The sequence below is a fragment of the Stappia sp. ICDLI1TA098 genome (assembly GCF_054880955.1).
Window position 1 is genome coordinate 983474 of the sequence record NZ_JBTZBT010000002.1, and the last position, 22777, is coordinate 1006250.

Annotated in this window: 19 protein-coding genes; 11 read left to right on the plus strand and 8 right to left on the minus strand. The window is 67.6% G+C overall.

Annotated elements, in window-relative coordinates; all coding sequences use genetic code 11:
- Positions 1-29: 29 nt before the first annotated feature.
- On the minus strand, positions 30-890 hold the full coding sequence (locus ACSLUQ_RS14805) for a TauD/TfdA dioxygenase family protein (RefSeq protein WP_461808949.1): 861 nt from the start codon (positions 888-890) through the stop codon (positions 30-32).
- Positions 891-1331: 441 nt separating this feature from the next.
- Between ACSLUQ_RS14805 and ACSLUQ_RS14810 the strand changes: the two genes are divergently transcribed.
- Complete coding sequence (locus tag ACSLUQ_RS14810; RefSeq protein WP_417771763.1) at positions 1332-1658, plus strand: hypothetical protein; 327 nt, start codon at positions 1332-1334, stop codon at positions 1656-1658.
- Positions 1659-1699: 41 nt separating this feature from the next.
- On the opposite strand, the gene ACSLUQ_RS14815 is transcribed toward ACSLUQ_RS14810, so the two are convergent.
- The 6 genes from ACSLUQ_RS14815 to ACSLUQ_RS14840 form a co-directional block, all read right to left on the minus strand.
- Positions 1700-2221 carry a GNAT family N-acetyltransferase gene (locus ACSLUQ_RS14815; protein ID WP_461808950.1) on the minus strand — a complete coding sequence of 174 codons (522 nt, stop codon included), beginning with the start codon at positions 2219-2221 and terminating at the stop codon, positions 1700-1702.
- Between the two features lie 69 nt (positions 2222-2290).
- Positions 2291-4183 (minus strand): asparagine synthase (glutamine-hydrolyzing), encoded by a 1893-nt coding sequence (gene asnB, locus ACSLUQ_RS14820; protein WP_461808951.1) that lies wholly within the window; start codon positions 4181-4183, stop codon positions 2291-2293.
- 190 nt (positions 4184-4373) lie between these two features.
- Entirely contained in the window at positions 4374-5675 is a 1302-nt protein-coding gene (locus ACSLUQ_RS14825) for a TRAP transporter large permease (protein ID WP_417771760.1), read from the minus strand.
- Positions 5675-6238: a TRAP transporter small permease gene (locus tag ACSLUQ_RS14830; protein WP_417771759.1), complete on the minus strand. Its 564-nt coding sequence runs from the start codon at positions 6236-6238 to the stop codon at positions 5675-5677. Before ACSLUQ_RS14830 ends, ACSLUQ_RS14825 begins: the two co-directional genes overlap by 1 nt.
- Entirely contained in the window at positions 6216-7241 is a 1026-nt protein-coding gene (locus ACSLUQ_RS14835; protein WP_417771758.1) for a TRAP transporter substrate-binding protein, read from the minus strand. The genes ACSLUQ_RS14830 and ACSLUQ_RS14835 overlap by 23 nt, the downstream gene beginning before the upstream one ends.
- Before the next feature lie 66 nt (positions 7242-7307).
- Positions 7308-9647 carry a cytochrome P450 gene (locus ACSLUQ_RS14840; RefSeq protein WP_461808952.1) on the minus strand — a complete coding sequence of 780 codons (2340 nt, stop codon included), beginning with the start codon at positions 9645-9647 and terminating at the stop codon, positions 7308-7310.
- A gap of 119 nt (positions 9648-9766) precedes the next feature.
- Here ACSLUQ_RS14840 and ACSLUQ_RS14845 point away from each other — a divergent pair, with 119 nt between their 5' ends.
- Positions 9767-10438, plus strand: a complete 672-nt coding sequence (locus ACSLUQ_RS14845; RefSeq protein WP_461808953.1) for an IclR family transcriptional regulator — start codon at positions 9767-9769, stop codon at positions 10436-10438.
- A gap of 130 nt (positions 10439-10568) precedes the next feature.
- Here ACSLUQ_RS14845 and kdgD read toward each other — a convergent pair whose 3' ends face one another.
- A complete protein-coding gene (gene kdgD, locus ACSLUQ_RS14850) occupies positions 10569-11483 on the minus strand; it encodes a 5-dehydro-4-deoxyglucarate dehydratase (RefSeq protein ID WP_417771755.1) in 915 nt (304 codons plus the stop codon).
- A gap of 218 nt (positions 11484-11701) precedes the next feature.
- Between kdgD and ACSLUQ_RS14855 the strand changes: the two genes are divergently transcribed.
- The 9 genes from ACSLUQ_RS14855 (at position 11702) to ACSLUQ_RS14895 (ending at position 22711) form a co-directional block, all read left to right on the plus strand.
- Positions 11702-13213 carry an aldehyde dehydrogenase (NADP(+)) gene (locus tag ACSLUQ_RS14855; RefSeq protein ID WP_461808954.1) on the plus strand — a complete coding sequence of 504 codons (1512 nt, stop codon included), beginning with the start codon at positions 11702-11704 and terminating at the stop codon, positions 13211-13213.
- Between the two features lie 130 nt (positions 13214-13343).
- On the plus strand, positions 13344-15428 hold the full coding sequence (locus ACSLUQ_RS14860; protein WP_461808955.1) for a hydantoinase/oxoprolinase family protein: 2085 nt from the start codon (positions 13344-13346) through the stop codon (positions 15426-15428).
- 14 nt (positions 15429-15442) lie between these two features.
- Positions 15443-17080 carry a hydantoinase B/oxoprolinase family protein gene (locus ACSLUQ_RS14865; protein WP_417771752.1) on the plus strand — a complete coding sequence of 546 codons (1638 nt, stop codon included), beginning with the start codon at positions 15443-15445 and terminating at the stop codon, positions 17078-17080.
- A gap of 29 nt (positions 17081-17109) precedes the next feature.
- Positions 17110-18312 (plus strand): aminotransferase class I/II-fold pyridoxal phosphate-dependent enzyme, encoded by a 1203-nt coding sequence (locus ACSLUQ_RS14870; RefSeq protein WP_461808956.1) that lies wholly within the window; start codon positions 17110-17112, stop codon positions 18310-18312.
- A gap of 1 nt (position 18313) precedes the next feature.
- On the plus strand, positions 18314-18784 hold the full coding sequence (locus ACSLUQ_RS14875) for a RidA family protein (RefSeq protein WP_461808957.1): 471 nt from the start codon (positions 18314-18316) through the stop codon (positions 18782-18784).
- Between the two features lie 88 nt (positions 18785-18872).
- Complete coding sequence (locus ACSLUQ_RS14880; RefSeq protein ID WP_417771749.1) at positions 18873-19574, plus strand: FadR/GntR family transcriptional regulator; 702 nt, start codon at positions 18873-18875, stop codon at positions 19572-19574.
- A gap of 286 nt (positions 19575-19860) precedes the next feature.
- Complete coding sequence (locus tag ACSLUQ_RS14885) at positions 19861-20850, plus strand: TRAP transporter substrate-binding protein (RefSeq protein ID WP_417771748.1); 990 nt, start codon at positions 19861-19863, stop codon at positions 20848-20850.
- 31 nt (positions 20851-20881) lie between these two features.
- Positions 20882-21400 (plus strand): TRAP transporter small permease, encoded by a 519-nt coding sequence (locus ACSLUQ_RS14890; RefSeq protein ID WP_417771747.1) that lies wholly within the window; start codon positions 20882-20884, stop codon positions 21398-21400.
- Positions 21401-21409: 9 nt separating this feature from the next.
- Positions 21410-22711, plus strand: coding sequence for a TRAP transporter large permease (locus ACSLUQ_RS14895; RefSeq protein ID WP_417771746.1), 1302 nt, complete (start codon positions 21410-21412; stop codon positions 22709-22711).
- Positions 22712-22777: the final 66 nt, after the last annotated feature.

The following is a 22777-nucleotide window of genomic DNA, read 5'->3' on the forward strand; positions in this document are numbered from 1 at the left end:
CCCTCCTCTCGCCCGGCCGACGGGCCGCGTCAGTGTCGCGTGGCGGCCTCGTCGGGCCCGTGCCGCGCGGCCAGCGTGGTGCGGTGCATCAGGCGCCGCCAGCGGGTCATGTCGTAGCCGGTCGCCCGGTGCATGGCGCTGCGGTTGTCCCAGAGGATGATGTCGCCGGCCCGCCAGCGATGCCGGTAGGTGAAGCGCGGCTGCACCGAGAACTCCTGGACGAAGGTGACCAGCGGCGCGCTATCGCTCTCCTCCATGCCGACGATCCGCCAGGGCACGTTGCCGCCGGCATAGACCGCCTTGCGGCCGTTCTCGGGGTGGGTCAGCACCATCGGCTGCGGCATGTCGCGCCATTCAGCGCGCTCCGCCTCCGTCGGCGGCGGCCGATCGGGATAGTTGTAGGGCCGTGACTGGACGCGGGAGATGACCACCTCGCGCCCCTCGATGCGCCGCTTCACCTGCTCCGGCAGGTCTTCCCAGGCGGCGAACATGTTGGCGAACCACGTATCGCCGCCCTGCGGGGGAACCTCGAGGGCATGCAGCATCGAACCGGCCGGCGGCTCGTCCAGATAGTGGCCGTCGGTGTGCCAGACCCGCCCGCTCACCGGCGAGCCGATCAGCCGGCCGTTCCTGGCGATGTTGGACAGGATGAGGATCTCGGGACGCTCGGCGGCGAACTCCTTGCGCGTGTAGCTCACCACCTCGCCGAAGCGCCGGGTGAAGTCCACATGCTGGTCAGGCGTCATCGACTGGCCGCGAAACAGCAGGATGGTGCTGTCGATCCAGGCTTGATAGATCCGATCGAAATCCCGTGTCGAAATCCCCTCGGTGACGTCGACGCCGCGAACCTCGGTTCCGATCCGTTCGGTAATGGGAACAAGCTCAATCATGAAACCCCCTCTTTTGTGTGAGAGAGGTGGATGAAAAAACTTATAGACACTTAAAACGTGTATAATACAAAGATTGCAACGGACACTTTTAAGAGTCAAGCAGACTCTGCCCCTACGTCATTTTGATCCCACTCAGGAGCGCGACCGCGCGGCGAAACCCCGAAGCGGCCGCAGCCGAGCGCACCAAATCCTTCCGATTTCCGCCAATCCTCCGCGCTCCGGACTGTCCTCGCCGGCTTTCAGGGGCGCGGAACAGACGGGAACCCAATGCAACGCTCGGAGGCTTCCGCCGGCTATGCAGGCAATTTGTCAAGACTATATGTCCGAAAATCCGCTTGATTTTGCTGTCATCTTCGAAGAACAAGGAAATATTCCGGCGCCAGGAAGCGGCTCTTCTCACAGGATGCGACCAACTTGCAGGGATTTCCCAGGCGATACGGCATGCCAAAGCCCCGCGCCCGACGCTCGCCCGCGCCGAGCGCGGTGGCCGAGATCGGTCACAACGGCGGCCCGCCGCTCGACGAGCCGCATGTGCCCGCCTGGGGGACGGGGCCGATCCGCACCTATGTGGCCTGGCGGGCGGCACGCAAGGCGGCGTTCCAGGCTCCCTCTCGCGACGTGGCGATGTTCCGGGTGAAGAAGGCGGCGCGGCTCGGCCTGACCTATGACGAATACATGAGCGAATTGCTCGACACCGGCCGCCACCTGCAGGCCGAGGACGCGGACCGGATCGCGGAGATCATCGCCCGGCGCAAGCCGCGCGGCTGAGGCCGCAGGACGCATCCCGCACAGCGTTGCGAACAGCCATTTCAGACGTCGAGATCGCGCTGCATCTCCACGAAGGTCGGTTCCAGGTGCCCCGGATGGGCATGAAAGGACACCTCGCGAAAGCCGGCGCGCGCGAACAGCCGGCGGTTGGAAACGAGCGGCAACCGCGTCTGCAGCACCAGCCGGCGCTGGCCGGCAGCGCGCGCCGCGGCTTCCGCGGCGGCCAGCAAGGCAAGCGCCAGCCCCTTTCGCCGATGCGCGGGACAAACAGCGAGGCGGGCAAGATGGAGCCCGCCCTCCACCGGGTGCCACAGGCAGGCGGCAAGCAGCGCGTCCTCGGCGGAAGCTGTCGACGCGATCAGCACGCCCGCGCCGCCGGCCGCCAGATGGGCCGCGACCCGCGCGCCGGTCTCGTGCAGGGCAGAGGGCGGCGGATCGACCCGCGCGGCGAGTTCGGCGAAGGCCGCACGCACCAGCGCCGCGACCGCCTCCGCGTCCCCGGCCTCGACCGCACGCAGAGCCAGCCCGGACGCACCGGTCTCCACCTCGCGGGGGTCGCTCATGTCGCTCGCCATTTCCATCGTCCGCCTGAAGTGCCACGGGGGAGGCCCATCGCCGGCCGGAGCCGCCTCTCACCGCAAGGAGATCCCGTAGTCCTTCACCCATTCGGAGAATTCGACAAGCTGAATCAGCATGTGCGGCAGGCTTGCGCCGCCGGGGAGCATGGTGCCGGACAGGCGCGCGGCATTTCCCCGGGAGATGTCCTCGACCAGGCCGGCGAGACGGGGGAGGTCGAACAGCTCCGCGACGGGCGAGCCGCCGTCGAGGGCAAGGGCGCGCGCCGCGCGCAGCAGGCCCGCGTCGTAGTCGGGATGCTGGACGTGCGGATAGGCGCTCTTGCGCCGGGTCAAGGTGTCGGGCGGCAGCAGGTCGGCCATGGCGCGCTTCAGCAACCCCTTGGTGCCGCCGTCCGCCTTCATGCTCCACGGCACGTTCCAGACGTACTGGACGAGATGATGGTCGAGGAAGGGCACCCGCAGCTCCAGCCCATGGGCCATGCTCATGCGGTCCTTGCGGTCGAGGATGACCGAGAGGGGGCCGGCCATGCCGAGGTAGAGCACCTCGCGCATACGCGCCTCCGCCGCCGGCTCTCCCGCAAGCCGGGGCACATCCGCAAGCAGCGCCCGGCAGCGCTCGGCCTCCTGGGTGCGCGGCTCGCACAGGCGCGCCACGTCCGGGGCGAGATAGTCGGCAAGGCGCACCCCATCACCGGCCCAGGGGAAGCCGTCGCGCGCCAGCAGCTCCGGCTTGAAGAAATGCGGATAGCCGCCGAAGATCTCGTCCGCCGCCTCGCCCGAAAGACCGAGGCGGGCGGAGCCGCGCATGGCGGCGAAAAGCCGATACATGGAGGCGTCGAACTGGCCCCAGGCCGGCAGATCGCGGGCGCGACGGGTGGCCGGCAGGACCGCGAGCAGATCCTCCGTCGAGGCGGTAAGCGTGGTGTGGCGCGTGGCGAGATGGCGCGCCGCCATCGCGGCGAAGGGCGCATCCACGTCCGGGCGCAACTCGCTCGCCTGGAAATGGCGCGTGTCGCCCTCGAAGGCCAGACACCAGGTCGACAGCGGATCTCCGCCGCCGCCATTGGCAACACGCCGCGCCGCCACCGCCAGCGCCGCGACAGAGGTGGAATCGAGCCCGCCCGAAAGCATCGCGGCCAGCTTCGCCTCTTCCGGCGCCTGGCGGGCGACGGCGCGGGCAAGAAGATCGCGGACCGTTTGCGTCGTGGTTCCGGCGTCGTCGGTGTGCGGGGCGCTTTCCAGCCGCCAGTAGCGGCGCTGTCCCAGCCCCTCGGGACACAGGCTGACAACGCTTGCCGGCGGGACCTCGTGCAGGTTCTTGAGCGGTGTCTCGCCAGCGGCGGCCATGCGCGGCTGCAGCACGATCGGCAGCATCGTCAGGTCGAGCCGCGCCTCGAACAGCGGATTGGCCATGATGCCCTTCGGCTCGGAGGCAAAAAGGCAGCCGGAGGCGTAGGAATGGTAATAGAGCGGTCGCACGCCGAAGCGGTCGCGCACGAGATGCAGCGCGCGGGCGCGCCCGTCCCAAAGAGCGATGGCGAAGCTGCCGTCGAGGCGGGCGAAGGCCTCGATGCCAAGCGCCAGATAGGCGGCGAGAACGAGTTGCGTGTCGTCGCCGTCCGGCGCTGCCTCCCGCCCTGTTGGCGCAAGACCAGCCCCGGCACCCACGCCGACGAAGGCTTCGGCAAGCGCCTCGCGGTTGTCGAGTGCGCCGATCATGACGGCGGCAAGTTCCGACCCGCCGACGGCGAGATGGGCGGGGAGAAACCCGCCCGCCCCCGGTCCGCCGTGGCGCAGGCGGCGAAGGCCCAGCGCCGCGCGCGGCGTCACCCATGTGCCGCCGCCATCCGGCCCCCGGCTGGCCATGGTCGCGGTCATCGCCTCGACCACCGGCACGCGGGCGGTGAGATCCCGGTCGAAATCGACCCAACCGACGAATCCGCTCATGTCCGTGCCCCCAGGGTGCGGCGCGGCCGGCCGGCGGCAATGGACCCGCGTCCGCCCTGGTACTGATACTATAGCGTGCTTTTTCTCCTTACAATTCGACTTGTGATTGCATTTTGTTTTACGGCCACCGGAGACGAAAAAGGCCGGCGCAAGCGCCGGCCTTTCGATATCGCGGGATCAATGTCCGGCCCTAGAACATCATGCCGGGCAGCCAGAGCGAGATCGCCGGGATCGCCACCAGAATGGCAATGCGGACGACATCAGCGACCAGGAAGGGGCCGATGCCCTTGAAGATCGTCGCCTGGCGCACATCCGGGGCCGCGGCCTGGATGACGAAGAGGTTCATGCCCACCGGCGGCGTGATCAGGCCGATCTCGGCGACGGTGACGACGATGATGCCGAACCAGACGGGATTGAAGTCGAGGGCGGCGACCATCGGGAAGATGAACGGGATGGTGAGCAGCACCATCGACAGCGCGTCCATGACGCAGCCGAGCCCGATGTAGAACAGGATGACGAGAAACAGCACCGTGTAGGGAGCCAGCCCCGCGTCCTGGATCGTCCCGACCAGGAAGGAGGGAAGGTTCGAGGTCTCGATAAAATAGTTGAACAGGCCCGCGCCGATCAGGATCATGAAGATCATGCCGGAGGTCTGGGCGGTCTGGGTGATGCCGTCGATGAAGGTCGCGCGGCTGAGCCGGCCCGACAGCAACGCCATGGCGAAGGCGCCGAGCGCACCGACGGCGGCGGCTTCGGTTGGCGAGAACCAGCCGAGATACATGCCGCCGATGACCACCAGGAACAGCAGCAGCACGTTCCACACCCGCCCGAGCACGCGCAGTCGCTCGCGCCACGACTGACGCTCGCTCGCCGGCCCGAGCTCGGGCTTGCGGCGCACCTGCACCCAGATGGCGCCCATGTAGAGCAGCGTCGCGAGCAGTCCGGGCAGCAGCGCGGCGACGAAAAGCTGGCCGATGGAGGTTTCCGTCAGCAGGCCGTAGAGCACCAGGATCACCGACGGCGGGATGAGCACGCCAAGCGTGCCGCCGGCGGCGATGGAGGCGGTGGCGAGACGGTCGTCATAACCGTGGCGGCGCATCTGCGGCAGGGCGACCTGACACATGGTGGCGCTGGTTGCCAGCGAAGAGCCGCAGACCGCGCCGAAAAGGGCGCAGGCGCCGATGGTGGCCATGGCGAGGCCGCCGCGGAAATGGCCGGTGAAGGCGTTGACCGCGTCGTAGAGCGAGCGCGAGAGGCCGGCCTGTGCGGCGAAGACGCCCATCAGGATGAACAGCGGCACGACCGAAAGGCTGTAGGGAAAGACCGCCTCGAAGGGGGCCGCGCCCAGCGTGAAGGCAACGCCCGACCAGCCGTTCAGATACCAGAAGCCGCCGATGCCGGTCAGCGCCATGGAGACGGCGACCGGCACGCGCAGCAGAATGAGGACGAGCGTCACGGCAAAGCCGAGAAGGCCCACGAGCGGTGCGGACATCAGCGTCTGGCTCCGGAGGAAAAGCGAAAGGCGAGTGCCGCCTCGAGGGCGACGAACAGGCAGGCGAGAACCGAAAGCCCGGCGCCGACGATGAGCGGCATCCAGTACCAGATCAAGGGAATGCCGATGTTCTGCGACTTGTCGCCGAACATCATCTGCAGCTTCGCCGCTTCCCAGCCGTAGTAGAGGATGAGCGCCATGACGACCGCCGAGGCAAGGGCGGTCAGGGCGCGCAGCAATTTCTGCACCGGGTCCGGGAAGGACTGGGTGACAATGTCGACGCTGACATGACCGTCGCTGAAGAAGGCATAGGGGATCGCCGTGAAGGCGGTCGCCATGATCAGCAGCTGGACAATGTCGACGGCACCGTGAATGCCGCTTTCGAACGCCCGCATGACGATGTCGACGACGGTGACGAGACCGGCGCCGAAGAGGCAGGCCATGCCGACAAGGGCGGTGACCCGGAAGACCAGCCCGGCGATGACGCCGAGCGGTCCGAGCGGAGAAACCGGCGCCGCTTTCGCGACGCCGGCCCGGTCATTATTTGGAGAATTGTGCGACATAGTCCTGGGCTGCCTTGTAGAGCGCCTGGGGATCTTCCACGCCCTCGCCCTTGAGCGTTTCCAGATAGGAAGCGATCATCGGGGCCAGAGCCTCGCGCCAGCGGGCGCGCTCCTCGTCGGAAAGAACGGTGATCTCGTTGCCCTTGGCCTTGGCGGCGGCGAGGCCCGGGGCATCCCAGGCATCCCACCAGTCGCCGAACCTGGCGACCAGACCATCGCCCGAGTACTGGTCGATGCAGCCGCGGACGTTCTCCGGCAGCGCGTCATACTTGGCCTGGTTCATCACGAAGAAGAAGGAGACCGTGTAGACGCCGGCGTCGAGGTGGTACTTCAGCACCTCGGAGAGCTTGAACGAGTTGACCGGATCCCACGGGAAGACGGTGCCGTCGATCACGCCTTTCTGCAGGCCCTCGTAGACCTGGCCGGGGGGCATGCCCTGGGGAATCGCGCCGAGCTGCTCGAGCATGGCGGAGACCGCCGGGCTCGGCGTGCGGATGCGCATGCCCTTCATGTCCTCCATGTCGGAGATCTTCTTCTCCGACGTGTGGATCAGGCCGCCATTGTGGGCGTGCAGCGCCAGGACCTTCAGGCCCTTGTACTCCGGTGCAAGATAGTCCGGGAACATCGCCCAAAGGGTCTGCGTGGCGACGCCCGCGTCATCGGTCAGGAACGGAATGTCGATGACCGAGGTGCGCGGGAAGCGGCCGCGCGGCAGGCCGGTCAGCCCGTGGGCGATGTCGACCACGCCGGCAAGCACCTGCTCCTGCTGCTTGGCGACATTGCCGAGCTGGGTTCCGCCCGGGAAGATCTGGATCTTGACCTGACCGTTGGTGCAGGCCTCGACGTCCTTGGCCCAGGGCTCGATGAAGTCGGTGTGGATGCCGTGGACGGGCGGCAGGAAGTGGCTGAGCTTCAGCGTGATTTCCTGTGCGGCGGCCGGCATGGCCGATGCGGCGGTCATCGCGGCGAGCGCGACACCGGCAAGTGCAGTCTTCATGTTCATTGAACGTCCTCTCCCTCATGGTCGCCACCACCGGAAAGCCCCCCGGTGGCGCGTCTCGCCGCCGGCTCACAGCGCCAGGCGGATCCTCCCTGTCGCACGCGAACAGCATGCCATCATACGTTTGCCATCCTCGCGTTCCGCGCGACTGAGCACCTTGTCACGATGATCGACCGGGCCGGAGACAACAGCGACCTCACAGGTTCCGCACAGACCTTCCTCGCAGTCGCTCGGGACGTCAATGCCGGCCTCGCGCAACGACTCAAGAAGGGTACGATCCGCCGGCACCGTGACGGCAAACCCCGAATCGGTCAACTCCACCTCGAACGCCTGCTCCCGGTTGGGGTCGAGCGCCGCCGATCCACCATGGAAATGCTCGACATGCAAGGTTCCATCCGGCCATCCGGCGGACATGATTTCCAGCGCCGCCAGCAGCCTTTCGGGCCCGCAGGCATAGACCTGGACGCCGGAACCGGTTGCTGTGGAAAGTATCTCGCCAAGGTCCATGCGCGCGCCCTCGTCGGCCGCGTGCAGCCGCAGGGCCGCGCCATGATCGCCAAGCACGCGCTCGGCGAAGGCCATCGTCGCCCGCGACCGGCCGGCATAATGCAGCTCATAGTCCTTGCCGAGGCGCTTCAGCCGATCGGCCATGGCGAGGATCGGCGTGATGCCGATGCCGCCGGCGATCAACACGTAGCGCTCGGCCTCCTCGTCGAGGCGGAAGTGGTTCTTGGGCCCGCGCACGCGCACCGTATCGCCTTCGGCGAGATGCGCGTGGATATGGGCGGAGCCGCCGCGACCGGCCTGCTCGCGCAGCACCGCCACCTCGAAACGATCGCGGGCGGCCGGGTCGCCGCACAGCGAATAGGAGCGGTCAAAGCCCTCGAACAGCAGATCGACATGCGCACCGGCGCTCCACTCGGGAAGCGGACGGCCCTGGGGATCGGCAAGCGTCAGGCCGACGACGTCCTCGGCGACCTGCGTGCGGGCGACGACGGTGAGCGTGCGGGCCAGATCCTTGACCTGCGGCGCGCCGATGGGGAAGTCGGCGCGCGGCACCAGCCTGGCGGGGTCCTCGCGCTCCGGGTTGAGCGCCGGATCCCAGGCGACGAGAAGATGCTCGGGACCGCGGAAGGAGGTGTTCGCCAGGAAGGTGAACTCCTGCTCCTTCAGCCGCATGTGCGGCAGCCGGCGGGTGAACTCCTCCAGGAAGATGCGCATCTCCATGCGGGCGAGGTTCTTGCCCATGCACTGGTGGCTGCCGTAGCCGAAGGTGAGGTGGTCGGCCGTGTTGTGGCGGTAGAGGTCGATCTCGTCCGGATTCTCGAAGTGGCGCGGATCGTGGTTGGCCGAGGCGGTGACGACCAGAAGGCGGGCGCCCTCGGGCACCTCGACGCCGCCGATTTCCGCCGGCGCGGTGGTGATGCGCCGCCAGGCGACGACCGAGCCGGAATGGCGCAGGCATTCCTCGACCGCATTGGGAATGAGGCCGGGATCGGCGCAGATCTCGTCCCACAACTCGCGGTTTTCCAGCAGCCTGCGGAACATGTTGGCCGAGGCATGGGCCGTGGTCTCATGGGCGGCGACGATGATCGCCATCATCATGGAGTGCAGATAGCTGTCGGTGACGACGTCCGGCAGATCCTTCTGGCGGCGGATCGCATAGGGCATCCAGCCATCACTGTCCGGATTCTGGCGCATGCGCTCGAGCACCTCGCCGGCGTATTGCCAGAAGCTGCCGACAGCCTCGGCGACGGCAACCTGCTCCTCGCGGGTCGGCCGGCCCCAGGTGTTGACCGTGTGGGCGACGGAGAAGTCGCGCAGGCGGTCCATGTCCTCCTTGGGCACGCCAAGGAAGTGCAGCGCCACGGTCAGCGGCAGCTCCCAGAGCATTTCCTCGACGAGATCCGCCTCGCCGCGGTCGACGAAACGGTCGATGTACTCGCGCGTCAGACTGCGGACCATCGCCTCGTGATGGTGCAGCTCTTCCGGCTCGAAGGCCTTCATCAGCGCCCGGCGGCGCTCGGTGTGCTGGGGCTCGTCCTCGTTCACCAGCGTGCGGTTCATCGCGTAGTCATAGCGCTTGAGCACGTCGAGCGCGTCCTGGGAGACCGGGGTGATCTTCTCCAGGGCGATGGCGGGCGAGAAGGTGATGTTGTCGCGGAAGACCGCCTTGATGTCGTCGTAGCGGCTGACCACCCAGTAGCCGAGCCCGGGGCTGTAGAACACCGGCAGCTCGTCGCGCGACCAGCGCAGCGCCTCGGCCGGATCGAGCTGGTACTCGGGACCGAAGGGATCGAACCCTTCCGCCCGGCTGGAAACGGGACAACCACTGGCCGCAGCGCCCGTGAACGGGCAGCCGCCAGCAGCACCGGACCGCGCCTGCGGTTCCGCCACATTGGACGTCATGAAGCCTCCCTCGTAGTCTGCCATTGCACGATTTACAAATAACGCACAATATGTTCGTTATCTGAAACGATACCGGGCACCGGAATAGGTGTCAACACTGACAGGGGGCAGCGTCGGGCATGAGCCTGCAAACATTGTCGCGCGGACTGAGCGTGCTGGAACGGATCGCGGAAAGAGAAGACGGGCTGACGATTGCCGAGATCGCTCAGGCGCTCGGCGTGCACCGGGCCATCGCCTATCGGCTGGTGGCGACGCTGGAGGAGCATCTTCTGGTGGTGCGCGGCGACGGCGGGCGCATCTCGCTTGGCGGCGGCATCGTGGCGCTTGCCTCGCGCGTCGAGCCGCAACTGCGCGCCAGGGTCCGCCCGCTGTTGCAGGACCTGGCCGAGCGCGCCGGCGCGACGGCGTTCCTGTGTGTCGGTCACGGCAGCGAATGCGTGGCGATCCAGGTGGCCGAGCCCAAGGGCATGCTGCTCGGCGTGTCCTACAGGGTCGGCAGCCGTCATCCGCTGGACCGGGGCGCGGCGGGCATCGCCATCGCCGCGCTGCGGCCGGAAGGGCCCGATGATGCGGAGGCGGTGCGACGGGCGCGCGCCGACGGCTATGCCGTCACCCGGGGCGAGTTGCAGGCGGGCGCGGTCGGCGTCGCCGCCCCCATCGTCTATCCGGACCGCTCGGCCTTTCGCATCGAGGGCTGCGTCGGCGTGGTGGCGCTGCAGGACCTGGACATCGACGCGGCGGCGAAGGCGGCGCTCGATTGCGCCCGCCGCATCGCCGACCGGGAAGCCTGAGCGCGGCCGCGCCAGCAGGCCGGCCGGGGCGCGGCAGCGTCGCGCATGCAAAAAGCCGCGGCACGAAGGTCCGTGCCGCGGCTTTCTTTTTTCAGACAGTGTCGCGGGCCGGCAGGGCGCCGGCGCGACCTCAGACGGTGCGGCCGGGCTGGCGCGCGATGAGGTCGGCGAGCATCGCCTCCTCCTCGGCCGTCGGGTCGGTCAGCGGCGAGCGCACCGAACCGGCGGCGTAGCCCTGACGGCGGACGCCGGCCTTGATGAGCGAAACCGCATAACCCGGAGCGCGGTTGCGCAGGGCCATGAACGGGAAGAAGAAATTCTTCAGATGCGCCTCGCAGGCAGCGGTGTCGCCAGCGCGCAGGGACTTGTAGAAGTCCACCGCCATCGCCGGGATGAAGTTGAACACCGCCGACGAATAGGTGGTGAAGCCGGCCGCCAGATAGGCCTCGGCAAAGAGCTCCGCCGTCGGCATGCCGCCGAGATAGGTCAGCCGGTCGCCCATGGTGGCCGTGACCTGGCGCACAGAGCCCATCTCGCCGCTGCCGTCCTTGAAGCCGATCAGGTTCGGGCAATCCTCGCAGAGGCGGGCGACGGTGTCGGCCTTGTAGATGGCGTTGTCGCGGTTGTAGATCATCACGCCGATGGAAACGGCGTCGCACACGGCCCGGGCATGGGCGTAGAGGCCCTCCTGCGGTGCGTCGATCAGATAGTGCGGCAGCAGCAGCAGGCCGTCGGCGCCGGCGGCTTCCGCCTGCTTCGCGATCTCGACAGCCATCTCCGTGCCATAGCCGCAACCGGCGACGATCGGCAGCTTGCCCGAGGCTTCCTTGGCGGCGCGGACGATCCCGGGGATCTCCGAGGGGGCGAGCGAGAAGAACTCGCCCGTTCCTCCTGCCGCGAAAAGGCCCGCGGCCTCATAACCCGACAGCCACTCGATGTGCCGCCGGTAGCTCTCGCCGTTGAAACGCCCTTCGGCATCGAAGTGCGTGACCGGGAAGGAGAGAAGGCCAGACGCCAGCTTTTCCTTCAGTTCGATCGGGTCCATGGATGCGCTCCTCGTTAGCATTCATATGCTTCTGGAGCTTCTACCGGCTCTCAGATGAAAGTCAACTGTTGTATGATGTCTTATTTTATGATCGTATCCCGGACACAGAACATATCCCCTTTCCGGACCGCCCGACGGCAACGGCCGGCGTGCCCCGGAAGATGGCGGATCGCACCTGCCGCGCTGTCGGGCGCGGCGCCAGACAAAGGGATCGCCTCATGACCTATCAGCCCCATGGACACCATCTGATCGCAGGCGAGCGGGTGGACAGCGGCGCGCGCTTCGACAGTTCGCCCGTCACCGGCCCCGCCCACAGCTTCTGTCGCGGCGGTGCTGGCGAGGTGGACCGGGCCGCACGGGCGGCGGACGCCGCCTTTCCGGCGTTTTCGCGCACCACCCGCGATGAGCGCGCGGTGTTCCTGGAGCGGATCGCCGATGAGATCGAGGCGCGCGCCGAGGACCTGACCCGCCTCGCCGTCGCCGAAACCGGATTGCCGCAAGCCCGCATTCAGGGAGAGCGCGGCCGCACGACGGGCCAGCTCCGCCTCTTCGCCACGCATATCCGCAAGGGCGCGTATCTGGACCTGCGCGTCGACGAGGCCCTGCCCGACCGCCAGCCGCCACGCCCGGAGCTGCGCATGGTGCAGCGGCCGCTCGGTCCGGTCGCCGTCTTCGGCGCCTCCAACTTCCCGCTCGCTTTCTCCACCGCCGGCGGCGACACCGCCTCGGCGCTTGCCGCCGGTTGCCCCGTCGTGGTCAAGGGTCATCAGGCGCATCCGGCGACCGGCGAGATCGTCGCCGAGGCGATCGACGCCGCCCGCCGCGCCTGCGGCCTCGACGCCGGCGTCTTCAGCCTGGTGCAGAGCGACAGCCGCGAGGCCGGCACGGCGCTCGTCACCCATCCGCTGATCAGCGCCGTCGGCTTTACCGGCTCGCTTGCCGGCGGCCGGGCGCTGTTCGACCTTTGCGCCCGCCGCGCCGAGCCGATCCCCTTCTTCGGCGAACTTGGCTCCATCAATCCCGTCTTCGTGCTGGACGGCGCGCTGGCCGCGCGCGGCACCGACATCGCCAGCGGCTGGGCCCAGTCGCTGGCCATGGGCGCCGGCCAGTTCTGCACCAACCCCGGGCTTCTGGTGATCGACGCCGCGGCCGCCGACAACTTCGTCGCCGCCGCGCTCGCCACACTCGCCGAGGTTCCGGCGCAGACCATGCTGACCGACGGGATCGCCACCGCCTTCCGCAACGGCGCGGACGAGCTTTCGGCGCTCGCCGGCGGTTCGCTCTGCGCGACGCGCGAAAGCGGGGCGCGCGAGGCCGTGCCGGTGCTGCTGCGCACCGACGCGGCGCGCTTCCTCGCCGAGCCGAAGCTGGCGGAGGAAGTGTTCGGGCCGCTGGGCCTCGTCGTCACCGTCGCCTCCGACGCGGAGCGGCTCGAACTTGCCCGCGGACTCAAGGGCCAGCTCACGGCAACGCTGCAGATGGAAGCCGCCGACAACGCGACCGCCGCGGCACTGATGCCGGTGCTGGAGCGCAAGGCCGGCCGCGTCCTCGTCAACGGCTTCCCGACCGGCGTGGAAGTGTGCGATGCCATGGTCCACGGTGGCCCCTACCCCGCATCGACCAACTTCGGCGCCACCAGCGTCGGAACGCTGGCCATCCGCCGTTTCCTGCGGCCGGTCTGCTTCCAGAACGTGCCCGCGGAACTGCTTCCCGAAGATGCCGCGAACTGATCCTCACGCCAACTAATCAGACGTCATATCACTTGACTTTCAGCAAAGATATGTTGTCATACAACTGATACACTTTCTGGCGATACGCGGCGCAAGCCCGCGATCGCAGCCAACCGGAGACCCGACAAAGATGACGAAGGACGGCATGCAAATCAGGGTAGGGGCCGACATTGGCGGAACCTTCACCGATGTTGCCATGGAAGTCGGCGACACCATGCACTCGGCCAAGGTGCTGACCAACTACACGGCACCCGAGCAGGGCATCGTCGACGGTGTCAGACTGGTCGCCGAAAAGGCCGGCGTGGCGCTGTCGCAGATCGACACGATCATCCACGGCACGACGCTCGCCACCAACGCGCTGATCGAGCGGCGCGGCGCACGCACCGCGCTGATCACGTCCAAGGGGTTCCGCGACGTGATCGAGATGCGGACCGAGAACCGGTTCGAGCAGTATGACCTCGACATCGTGCTGCCCGCGCCGCTGGTGCCTCGCGACGAGCGCTTCGTCCTCGACGCGCGCATCGACGCCTCCGGCAAGGTGCTGAAGGAGATCGACGCCGGCGAGCTCGACGCGCTGGTCGAGACGGTCCTTGCCGGCGGCTTCGAGAGCATCGCCATCGGGCTCATCCACTCCTATGCCAACGGCGACCACGAGCGGCAGGTGCGCGACGCGCTGCTGGCCCGCAAGCCCGACCTCTCGGTGTCGATCTCCTGCGAGGTCTCGCCGCAGATGCGCGAGTTCCAGCGCTTCAACACCGTCTGCGCCAACGCCTACGTCAAGCCGCTGATGGCCTCCTACCTGACCCGGCTGATCGACAGCCTGCGGGAAGCGGGCACCAACTGCCCGGTCTTCATGATCCATTCGGGCGGCGGCATCATCAGCGTCGAGAGCGCCATCGAGTTTCCGGTGCGCCTGCTTGAATCCGGCCCCGCCGGCGGCGCGATCTTCGCCGCCCACATCGCCAAGCGCCACGGCCTGTCGCGCGTGCTCTCCTACGACATGGGCGGCACCACGGCGAAGATCTGCCTCATCGACGACCAGATGCCGAAGACCGCCAAGACCTTCGAGGTGGCGCGCACCTATCGCTTCAAGAAGGGCAGCGGCATGCCGATCTCGATCCCGGTGATCGAGATGGTGGAGATCGGCGCGGGCGGCGGCTCCATCGCCTCCGTCGATTCCATGCGCCAGATCCGCGTCGGCCCGCACAGCGCCGGCTCCGAGCCCGGCCCGGCCTGCTACGGACGCGGCGGCGACCGGCCGACGGTCACCGACGCCGACCTCCTGCTCGGCAAGCTTTGCGCCGAGGGCTTCGCCGGCGGCACGATGACGCTGGACCAGCCCGCCGCAGAAGGCGCCGTGGCGCGCGACCTGTCCGGCCCGCTCGGCACGGATGTCGCCACCGCCGCCTTCGGCATCTGCGAGGTGGTCGACGAGAACATGAGCAACGCCGCGCGCATGCACGCGGTGGAGAACGGCATGGAACTTGCCGACTACACGATGATCGCCTTCGGCGGCGCCGCGCCGTTGCACGCCGGGCGCCTGTGCGAGAAGCTTGGCATCGACGAACTGCTGGTGCCGCCGGGCGCCGGCGTCGGCTCGGCAATCGGCTTCCTGCGCGCGCCCTTCGGCTTTGAGTCCGTGCGCAGCTCCTACATCCGTCTCGGCGCCTTCGACGCCGGCCGGGTCAATGCCGTGCTCAAGGACCTGACCGAGGAAGCCACCTCCTTCGTGCGCTCCGGCGCGCCGGACGCGGTTCCCACCCTCGAGTGCACCGCCTACATGCGCTACGTCGGCCAGGGCTGGGAGGTGCCGGTCACCGTCGAAGTGCGCGATTACGCCGGCGATGACGTCACCGCGTTCCGCAAGGGCTTCGAAACGGTCTACGAGCAGCTCTTCGGACGCCTGATCGACACGCTCGACATCGAGATCATCAGCTGGTCGCTGCGGGCAAGCTCCGAGGCCTATCCGGCGCCGCGGGTCGAGCGGGTCGACGCGAGCCGCAGGATCGAGACGGACGAACGCCGCCAGATGTTCGAGACCAGGGCCGCGCGCTTCGTCGAGGCCTCCGTCGTCGCCCGCGACGCCATGGCGCTCGGCGACTGCATCGCCGGCCCCGCCATCATCACCGAGAACGAGACGACGACCATCATCACCGACGCCCAGGAGGCCGTCGTCCAGGCGGACGGCTGCCTGCTGGTCCGGTCGAAGGCATGATCGAGGAAGACACAATGACCGCATCCCCTCTCTCCGACGTCCACATGCAGGTCATGTGGAACCGCCTGATCTCCGTCGTCGAGGAACAGGCGATCACCCTCATCCGCACCGCCTTCAGCACCAGCGTGCGTGAATCGGGCGATCTCTCGGCCGGCGTCTTCAACCGCGGCGGCCTGATGATCGCCCAGGCGGTGACCGGAACGCCCGGCCACGTCAACGCCATGGCCGAGGCCGTCGGCCATTTCATCAAGGACATCGGCGAAGACAACATCTTCGAGGGCGACGTCTACATCACCAACGATCCATGGAAGGGCACGGGCCACCTGCTCGACATCACCATGGTGACGCCGTCCTTCCGCAAGGGCCGGCTCGTCGGCTTCTTCGCCTGCACCGCGCATGTGGTCGACGTGGGCGGACGCGGCTTCGGCCCCGACGCCAACGAGGTCTACGAGGAAGGCATCTTCATCCCGATCATGAAGTTCGTCGAGCGTGGCCAGGTGAACCGCGATCTCGTCAACATCCTGCGCAACAACGTGCGCGAGGCGGATCAGGTGGTCGGCGACATCTTCTCGCTCGCGGCCTGCAACGAGACCGGCCACCGCCGGCTCATGGACATGATGGGCGAATTCGACCTCGACGACCTCGAGGCGCTGGCCGACTTCGTCTTCGACCGCAGCTACACGGCGACGCTGGAGCGGATCGCCGCCCTGCCGAAGGGCTCCTACGACAACGTCATGCGCGTCGACGGCTACGGCAGTCCGGTCGATATCGCCGTGCGCATCGATGTCGCCGAGGACCATATCCTCGCCGATTTCGACGGAACCTCCGGCCCGAGCCCGCTCGGTATCAACGTGCCGATGATCTACTCCAAGGCCTATGCCTGCTACGGCCTGAAGTGCGCGCTGGCCCCGGACATCCCGAACAACCACGGCTCGCTGCAGCCGTTCCGCTTCGAGGCGCCGACGACCTGCATCCTCAATGCCCAGCGCCCCGCCCCCGTGGCCGTGCGCCACGTGCTCGGCCACTTCATTCCCGACGCGGTTCTTGGCGCGGTGCACAAGATGCTGCCGGGCAAGATCCCGGCGGAAGGCTCCGGCGCGCTGTGGAACCTGCATGTGAGCGCAAGGCCGCTGCAGGGCGACAAGGCGCCGGCCGACGGCGGCCGCCGTGCCGAGGTGCTGCTGTTCAACAGCGGCGGCGCCGGCGCGCGCGCCACGCTCGACGGGCTGAGCGCAACCGCATTCCCAAGTGGCGTGCACTCCATGTCGATCGAGGCGACCGAGCATGTCGGCCCGGTGATCTTCTGGCGCAAGGAGCTGCGCGAGGGCTCCGGCGGCGCCGGCCAGTACCGCGGCGGCCTCGGCCAGGTGGTCGAGATCGGCGCGGCGGAAGGCCACGAGTTCACCTTCAACGCCATGTTCGACCGTATCGACCATCCGGCGCGCGGACGCGCCGGCGGCGGCGACGGCCAGGCCGGCTCGGTGACGCTCGACGACGGCACCCGCCTTGCCTCCAAGGGGCGCCAGCACGTGCCGCATGACCGCCGGCTGGTGCTCTCGCTGCCCGGCGGCGGCGGCTACGGCCCGACGGAAAAGCGCGACCCGGAGGCTGCCGCGCGCGACGTCGCCTTCGGCTACGTGATCGAGAAATGAGCCGACCGCAAGCACAAGGGACAGATCCCATGACCTTCGAATCAGAACGCGCGCGGCGGATCAAGCTGTCGCCGGCGATGGCGGTGTCGGTGCGGGCCAAGGACATGCGCCGGCAGGGCCGCGACATCATCGACGTGAGCGTCGGCGAGCCGGACTTCGACACGCCCGCCCATGTCGTCGAGGCCGCCGTCGCGGCGATGCGTGCCGGCCAGACCCACTACACCGCCGCCGACGGCACCCCGGAACTGAAGGACGCCATCGCGGCGAAATTCGCCCGCGAGAACGGCCTGCATTTCTCGCGGGAGGAAATCTCCGCCGGCAATGGCGCCAAGCAGATCATCTTCAACGCGCTGATGGCCACGATCGAGCCGGGTGACGAGGTGCTCGTGCCCGCGCCCTACTGGGTCTCCTACACCGACATGGCACTGCTCCTGGGTGCCGCGCCGAAGGTGGTCCGATGCCCGTTCGAGGAGGGCTTCAAGCTGACGCCGGGCCGGCTGGAGGTGGCGCTTTCGCCGCAGACCCGCTGGCTGCTGCTCAACTCGCCAAACAACCCGTCCGGTTCCGCCTACACGCAGACCGAGCTGCAGGCGCTCGGCGAGGTGATCAAGCGTCATCCGCGCCTCATCGTGCTTTCCGACGAGATCTACGAGCACATCCGGCACGACGGCGCTGAGGCGCCCTCGTTCCTGACCGCCTGCCCGGACCTGCGCGCGCGCACGCTGATCGTCAACGGGGTGTCCAAGGCTTATGCGATGACCGGCTGGCGCATCGGCTATGCCGCGGGTCCCGCCGACCTGATCAAGGCCATGGCCAAGATCCAGTCGCAGTCGACCTCCAATCCCTGCTCGATCTCGCAGGCCGCGGCGGTCGCCGCCCTGACCGGCCCGCAGGATTTCATCGCCACCGCGGGCAAGGAATACAGCGCCCGCCGCAATGCCATGCTGGAAGGACTGAAGGCGGTTCCGGGAATTCGCGTGCGGCCCCCGGAAGGCGCGTTCTATGCGTTCATCGACTGCAGCGACCTCATCGGCCGGCGCACCCCGGACGGGACGGTGCTCACCGACGACGCGGCGATCGCGGAACATGTTCTCGAGGCGGCCGGCCTGGCCGTCGTCCCGGGGGCGGCCTTCGGGCTCTCACCCTATATCCGCATGTCCTTCGCCATCTCGCAGGACATGGTGGAAACCGCCTGCGCCCGACTGGCCAAGGCGTTCTCGGACCTTGCCTGAGATGACGAGCCCCTACGAGAAGCTCGCGGCCCTCGGCCTTGAGCTCCCCGCGATCCGCAAGGCGGCCGGTGCCTATGTGCCGGCCCGCCGCGCGGGCGACCTGCTGTTTCTGTCCGGCCGGGGAGGCGCCAGCGCCGACGGTACGGTCGCCAGCGGTCGCGTCGGCGAGACCGTCACGACGCAGGAGGCCCGGGAGCACGCCCAGTCGGCCGGGCTCCAGCTCCTGGCCGCCGCCCACGCCGAGCTTGGCGATCTCGGGCAGATCCGCGCCGTGGTCAAGCTGCTCGGCATGGTCAACGCGGTGCCCGGCTACCGCGAGCATCCCAAGGTCATCGACGGATGCTCGGACCTCTTCATCGCCGTTCTCGGCGATGTCGGGCGGCACGCGCGCAGCGCCATCGGCGTCGGCTCGCTGCCCCACGACATGAGCGTCGAGGTCGAGGCTATCCTGCTGGTCGATCCACGGAATTGACGCGGCGCAATGGCCGCAACCGCTGGTCTGCGGGCGTGGTCTGTTATATGATGGCTCACTTGTGACAACGCGCCAAGAAGGACCGCAAATGCTCGGCAGACGGGAGAGCCTTTCCTCTCAGCTCAAGAAGCAGCTGATGCTGAAGATCGAGGACAAGGTCTATCTCCCGGGCGAAAAGATCCCGACCGAGACGGACCTGTGTCGCGAATACGGCGTCAGCCGCACCGTCGTGCGCGAGGCCATCGCCTCGCTGCGCGCCGACGGGTTGCTGACCTCGCGCCAGGGCATCGGCGTCTTCGTCAATGACGCGCCGCGCCTGCTGCCCTTCGAAATATCGCCGGTTCCTGAATCCGCCGTGCAGGAGATCCTGCACATCCTGGAGCTGCGCCTCGGCGTCGAGCTCGAGGCGGCGGCCCTCGCCGCCGAACGCCGCAGCGCCAAGCAGCTCAAGGACATCCGCCTCGCACTGTCCAGGATCGAGGCGGAGCCCGTCGATGGCGAGGACGCCGGCGGGCGGCTCGATTTCGACTTCCACATCGCCATCGCCCGGGCAACCGGTAACGCCTATTTCGAGCGCTTTCTCGATTTCCTCGGCCCGCAGATCATCCCGCGCCTGCGCATCCGCGCCGGCGCCCTGCGCCCCGAGGCGACCGGGTATCGCGAGAAGCTCCATGAGGAGCACCTCGCCATTCTCGACGCGATCGAGAAACGGGACCCGGAAGCGGCGCGCGACGCGATGCGTGTCCATCTCGGCGACAGCATGAACCGCTACCGTCAGGCCGTGGCCTGACAGCGCTTGCCTGACCCCGCAGACGCTGGCCGTCCAGCGTCTGTTCTCGCCTGAAATCCCGACAAGCCCCCCTCGGGCGGAAGATCCCGACAAGCCGGTCCATCGGTCGCTGGCCTTCCTGCGCCCGCCTCCGCGCGCCCCGCCGAAAGGGCGGTGCGGCGCGATATTTTTTTGACACATATGACAACATATGACAGTCTACACACACAAGTAGAGAGGCAAGTCCAATTGCCCGTTCCGACCTTCCGAAAACAGCTGGGTACCGCCCCGACAGACGGAGAATGAAATGTCTCTCAAGCGCCTTTTCCGCGTGATGGCCCTGGCCTCCGCGACGCTCGCCACAGCCTCGTCCGCCATGGCCGCCACACAATGGACGATGGCTTCCGGCTACCCGGAAAGCAGCTTCTTCACGCAGAACATCCGCAAGTTCATCGAGGCCGTCGAGGAGCGCACCAAGGGTGAGCTGAAGATCGACCTGCGTTCGAACGACAGCCTGATCAAGCTCGACAACATCAAGCGCGCCGTGCAGTCCGGCCAGGTCGAGATCGGCGAGATCCGCATGGGCGTCTACGGCAACGAGCAGGAGATGTTCAACCTCGACAACATCCCCGGCGTGGTGCCGACCTTCGACAAGTCCTGGAAGCTGATGGAGGCGCAAAAGCCGTTCTACGACAAGTGGTTCGGTCGCTACGGCATGCAGGTCCTCACCTATGTGGCCTGGCCGGGACAGGGCTTCTACACCAAGGAGCCGATCAAGTCGCTTGACGACATCAAGGACGTGCGTCTGCGCATCTACTCGCAGCAGACCCAGGTCATGGGCAAGGAACTCGGCGCGATCGCCATCATCCTGCCCTTCGCCGAAGTGCCGCAGGCGTTTGCCACCGGCATGATCGACGCGCTGTGGACCAGTGCCCAGTCGGGCACCGACGTGCAGGTCTGGGACTATCTCAACGTCTTCACCTACACCGGCACGATGCACAACAAGAACGCCATCATCGTCAACCAGCGCGCCCTGCGCTCCCTGCCCGACGACGTGCGCGCCATCGTGGTCGAGGAAGGCGAGAAGGCAACCGCGCGCGGCTGGGAAATGGCCAAGGCTGCCAGCGCCGAGCGCGAGCAGGTGCTCAAGGACCACGGCATGACCATCAACCAGGCGCCGCAGGACGTCCTCGACCGGATCGACGTGATCGGCAAGCAGATGGTCGCCGACTGGATGACCCGGGCCAGCGATGAGGAAAAGGCCGTCTACGAAGCCTATCAGGCGTCGCTGAAGTAAGCCGAAACCACCGAACCCGGAGGAACCGACCATGATCCGACGCACGTTGGACGGTCTTTATTCGGCAGCCGGCTATGCCGCCGCCCTGTTCCTGGTCGGCATCGGCGTCACGATCATCGTTCAGGTCGTCGCCCGGTGGATGTCGGTCACGGTCGATTCCACGGAGGCGGCCGGGCTATGCCTGGCCGCCTCCACCTTTTTCGGCCTGGCCCACACGTTCCGAAAGGGCAGCCACGTCCGCATCACCCTGCTGGTCCGGCTGCTTCCCAGGGGCCCGAAGCGGATCTTCGAGATCCTCAACTGCCTGATCGCCGGTGCGACGATCAGCTTCCTGGCCTGGCACGTCATCGCGCTGACGATGCAGTCCTACGAATACCACGACGTCAGCCCCGGCCTGCTCGCCATGCCCTTCTGGATCCCCCAGCTGGGCGTCTCGATCGGCGTCACGCTCTTCGCCGTCGCCATCCTCGACGACCTCGTCACGATCCTCCTCGGCCGCGTCCCCAGCTACGCCGTCGACGAGCATCCCGAAGACACCCACGCGGACTGAGGACGCACCATGGACATGACATTCATTTCCGCGATCGTCCTGATCGTCCTGATCTTCGGATTTCTCGCCGTCGGCGTCTGGGTCTCCGTCACGCTGCTCGCCGTCGGCATGCTGATGATGGGCATCTTCACCTCGGCGCCAATGGGCTCGCTGATCGCCTCGACGCTCTGGGACAACAGTTGGGGCTGGGCGCTGACATCGCTTCCCCTGTTCGTCTGGATGGGCGAGATCCTGTTCCGCTCGAACCTGTCCTCGGACATGTTCCGAGGGCTGTCGCCGCTGGTCGGACGGCTGCCGGGAGGCCTGCTCCACGTCAACATCCTGGGATGCGGCGTGCTGGCGGCGATCACCGGCTCCTCGGCCGTCACCTGCGCCACCATCGGCCGGATGACGGTGCCGGAACTCGGCAAGCGCGACTATCCGATCAAGATGACGGTCGGTACGCTCGCCGGCTCGGGAACGCTCGGCCTGCTGATCCCGCCGTCGATCATCATGATCGTCTACGGCGTGACGGCGGAGCAATCCATCGGGCGGCTGTTCATCGCCGGCGTCGTGCCGGGCCTGCTGCTGATCACCCTGTTCATGGGCTACACGGCAATCTGGAGCCTGATCAACAAGGACGCCATGCCGACCCGCGAGGGCAGGATTTCCTGGCGGGAACGGATGATGGCGATCCGCAGCCTCGGCCCGACCGTCAGCCTGATCGCGCTGGTCATCGGCTCGATCTACGGCGGCTACGCCACCCCGACCGAGGCCGCCGTCGTCGGCGTGCTCGGTGCGCTCGGCCTGTCGGCGATGAGCCGCTCGCTGACCCGCGAGAGCTTCATGGACGGGGTCATGGCCGCGGTCAGAACCTCCTGCATGATCTCCTTCATCATCGGCTGCGCGGCGTGCCTGTCGATCGCCGTCGCCTTCGTCGACCTGCCGCGCGAACTGGCCCAATGGGTGAACAGCCTGAACCTGTCGCCCTACGCACTGCTTGCCGTTCTGGCGGTGCTGATCCTCGTGCTCGGGTGCTTCCTGGAAGGCATCTCGATCATCGTGCTCACCTCCTCGGTGATGCTGCCGATGGTGCAGGGTGCGGGCATCGATCTCGTCTGGTTCGGCATCTTCATCACGATCCTGATTGAGGCGGCGCAGATCACACCACCGGTCGGCTTCAACCTGTTCGTGATGCAGAGCGTGACGGGGGAGAACATCCTGACGATCGCCAAGGCGACCTTCCCGTTCTTCCTCCTGCTGATGGCCCTGCTCGTGGTGATCGCGGCCTTCCCGGACATCGTGCTCTGGCTGCCGGAGCTGATGCGCTGACAGCCTTTTCCGCCGGCGGCTGCCCCCCGTCGCCGGCGTCGCTGCCCCGCCTCTTCCCGTGATCGG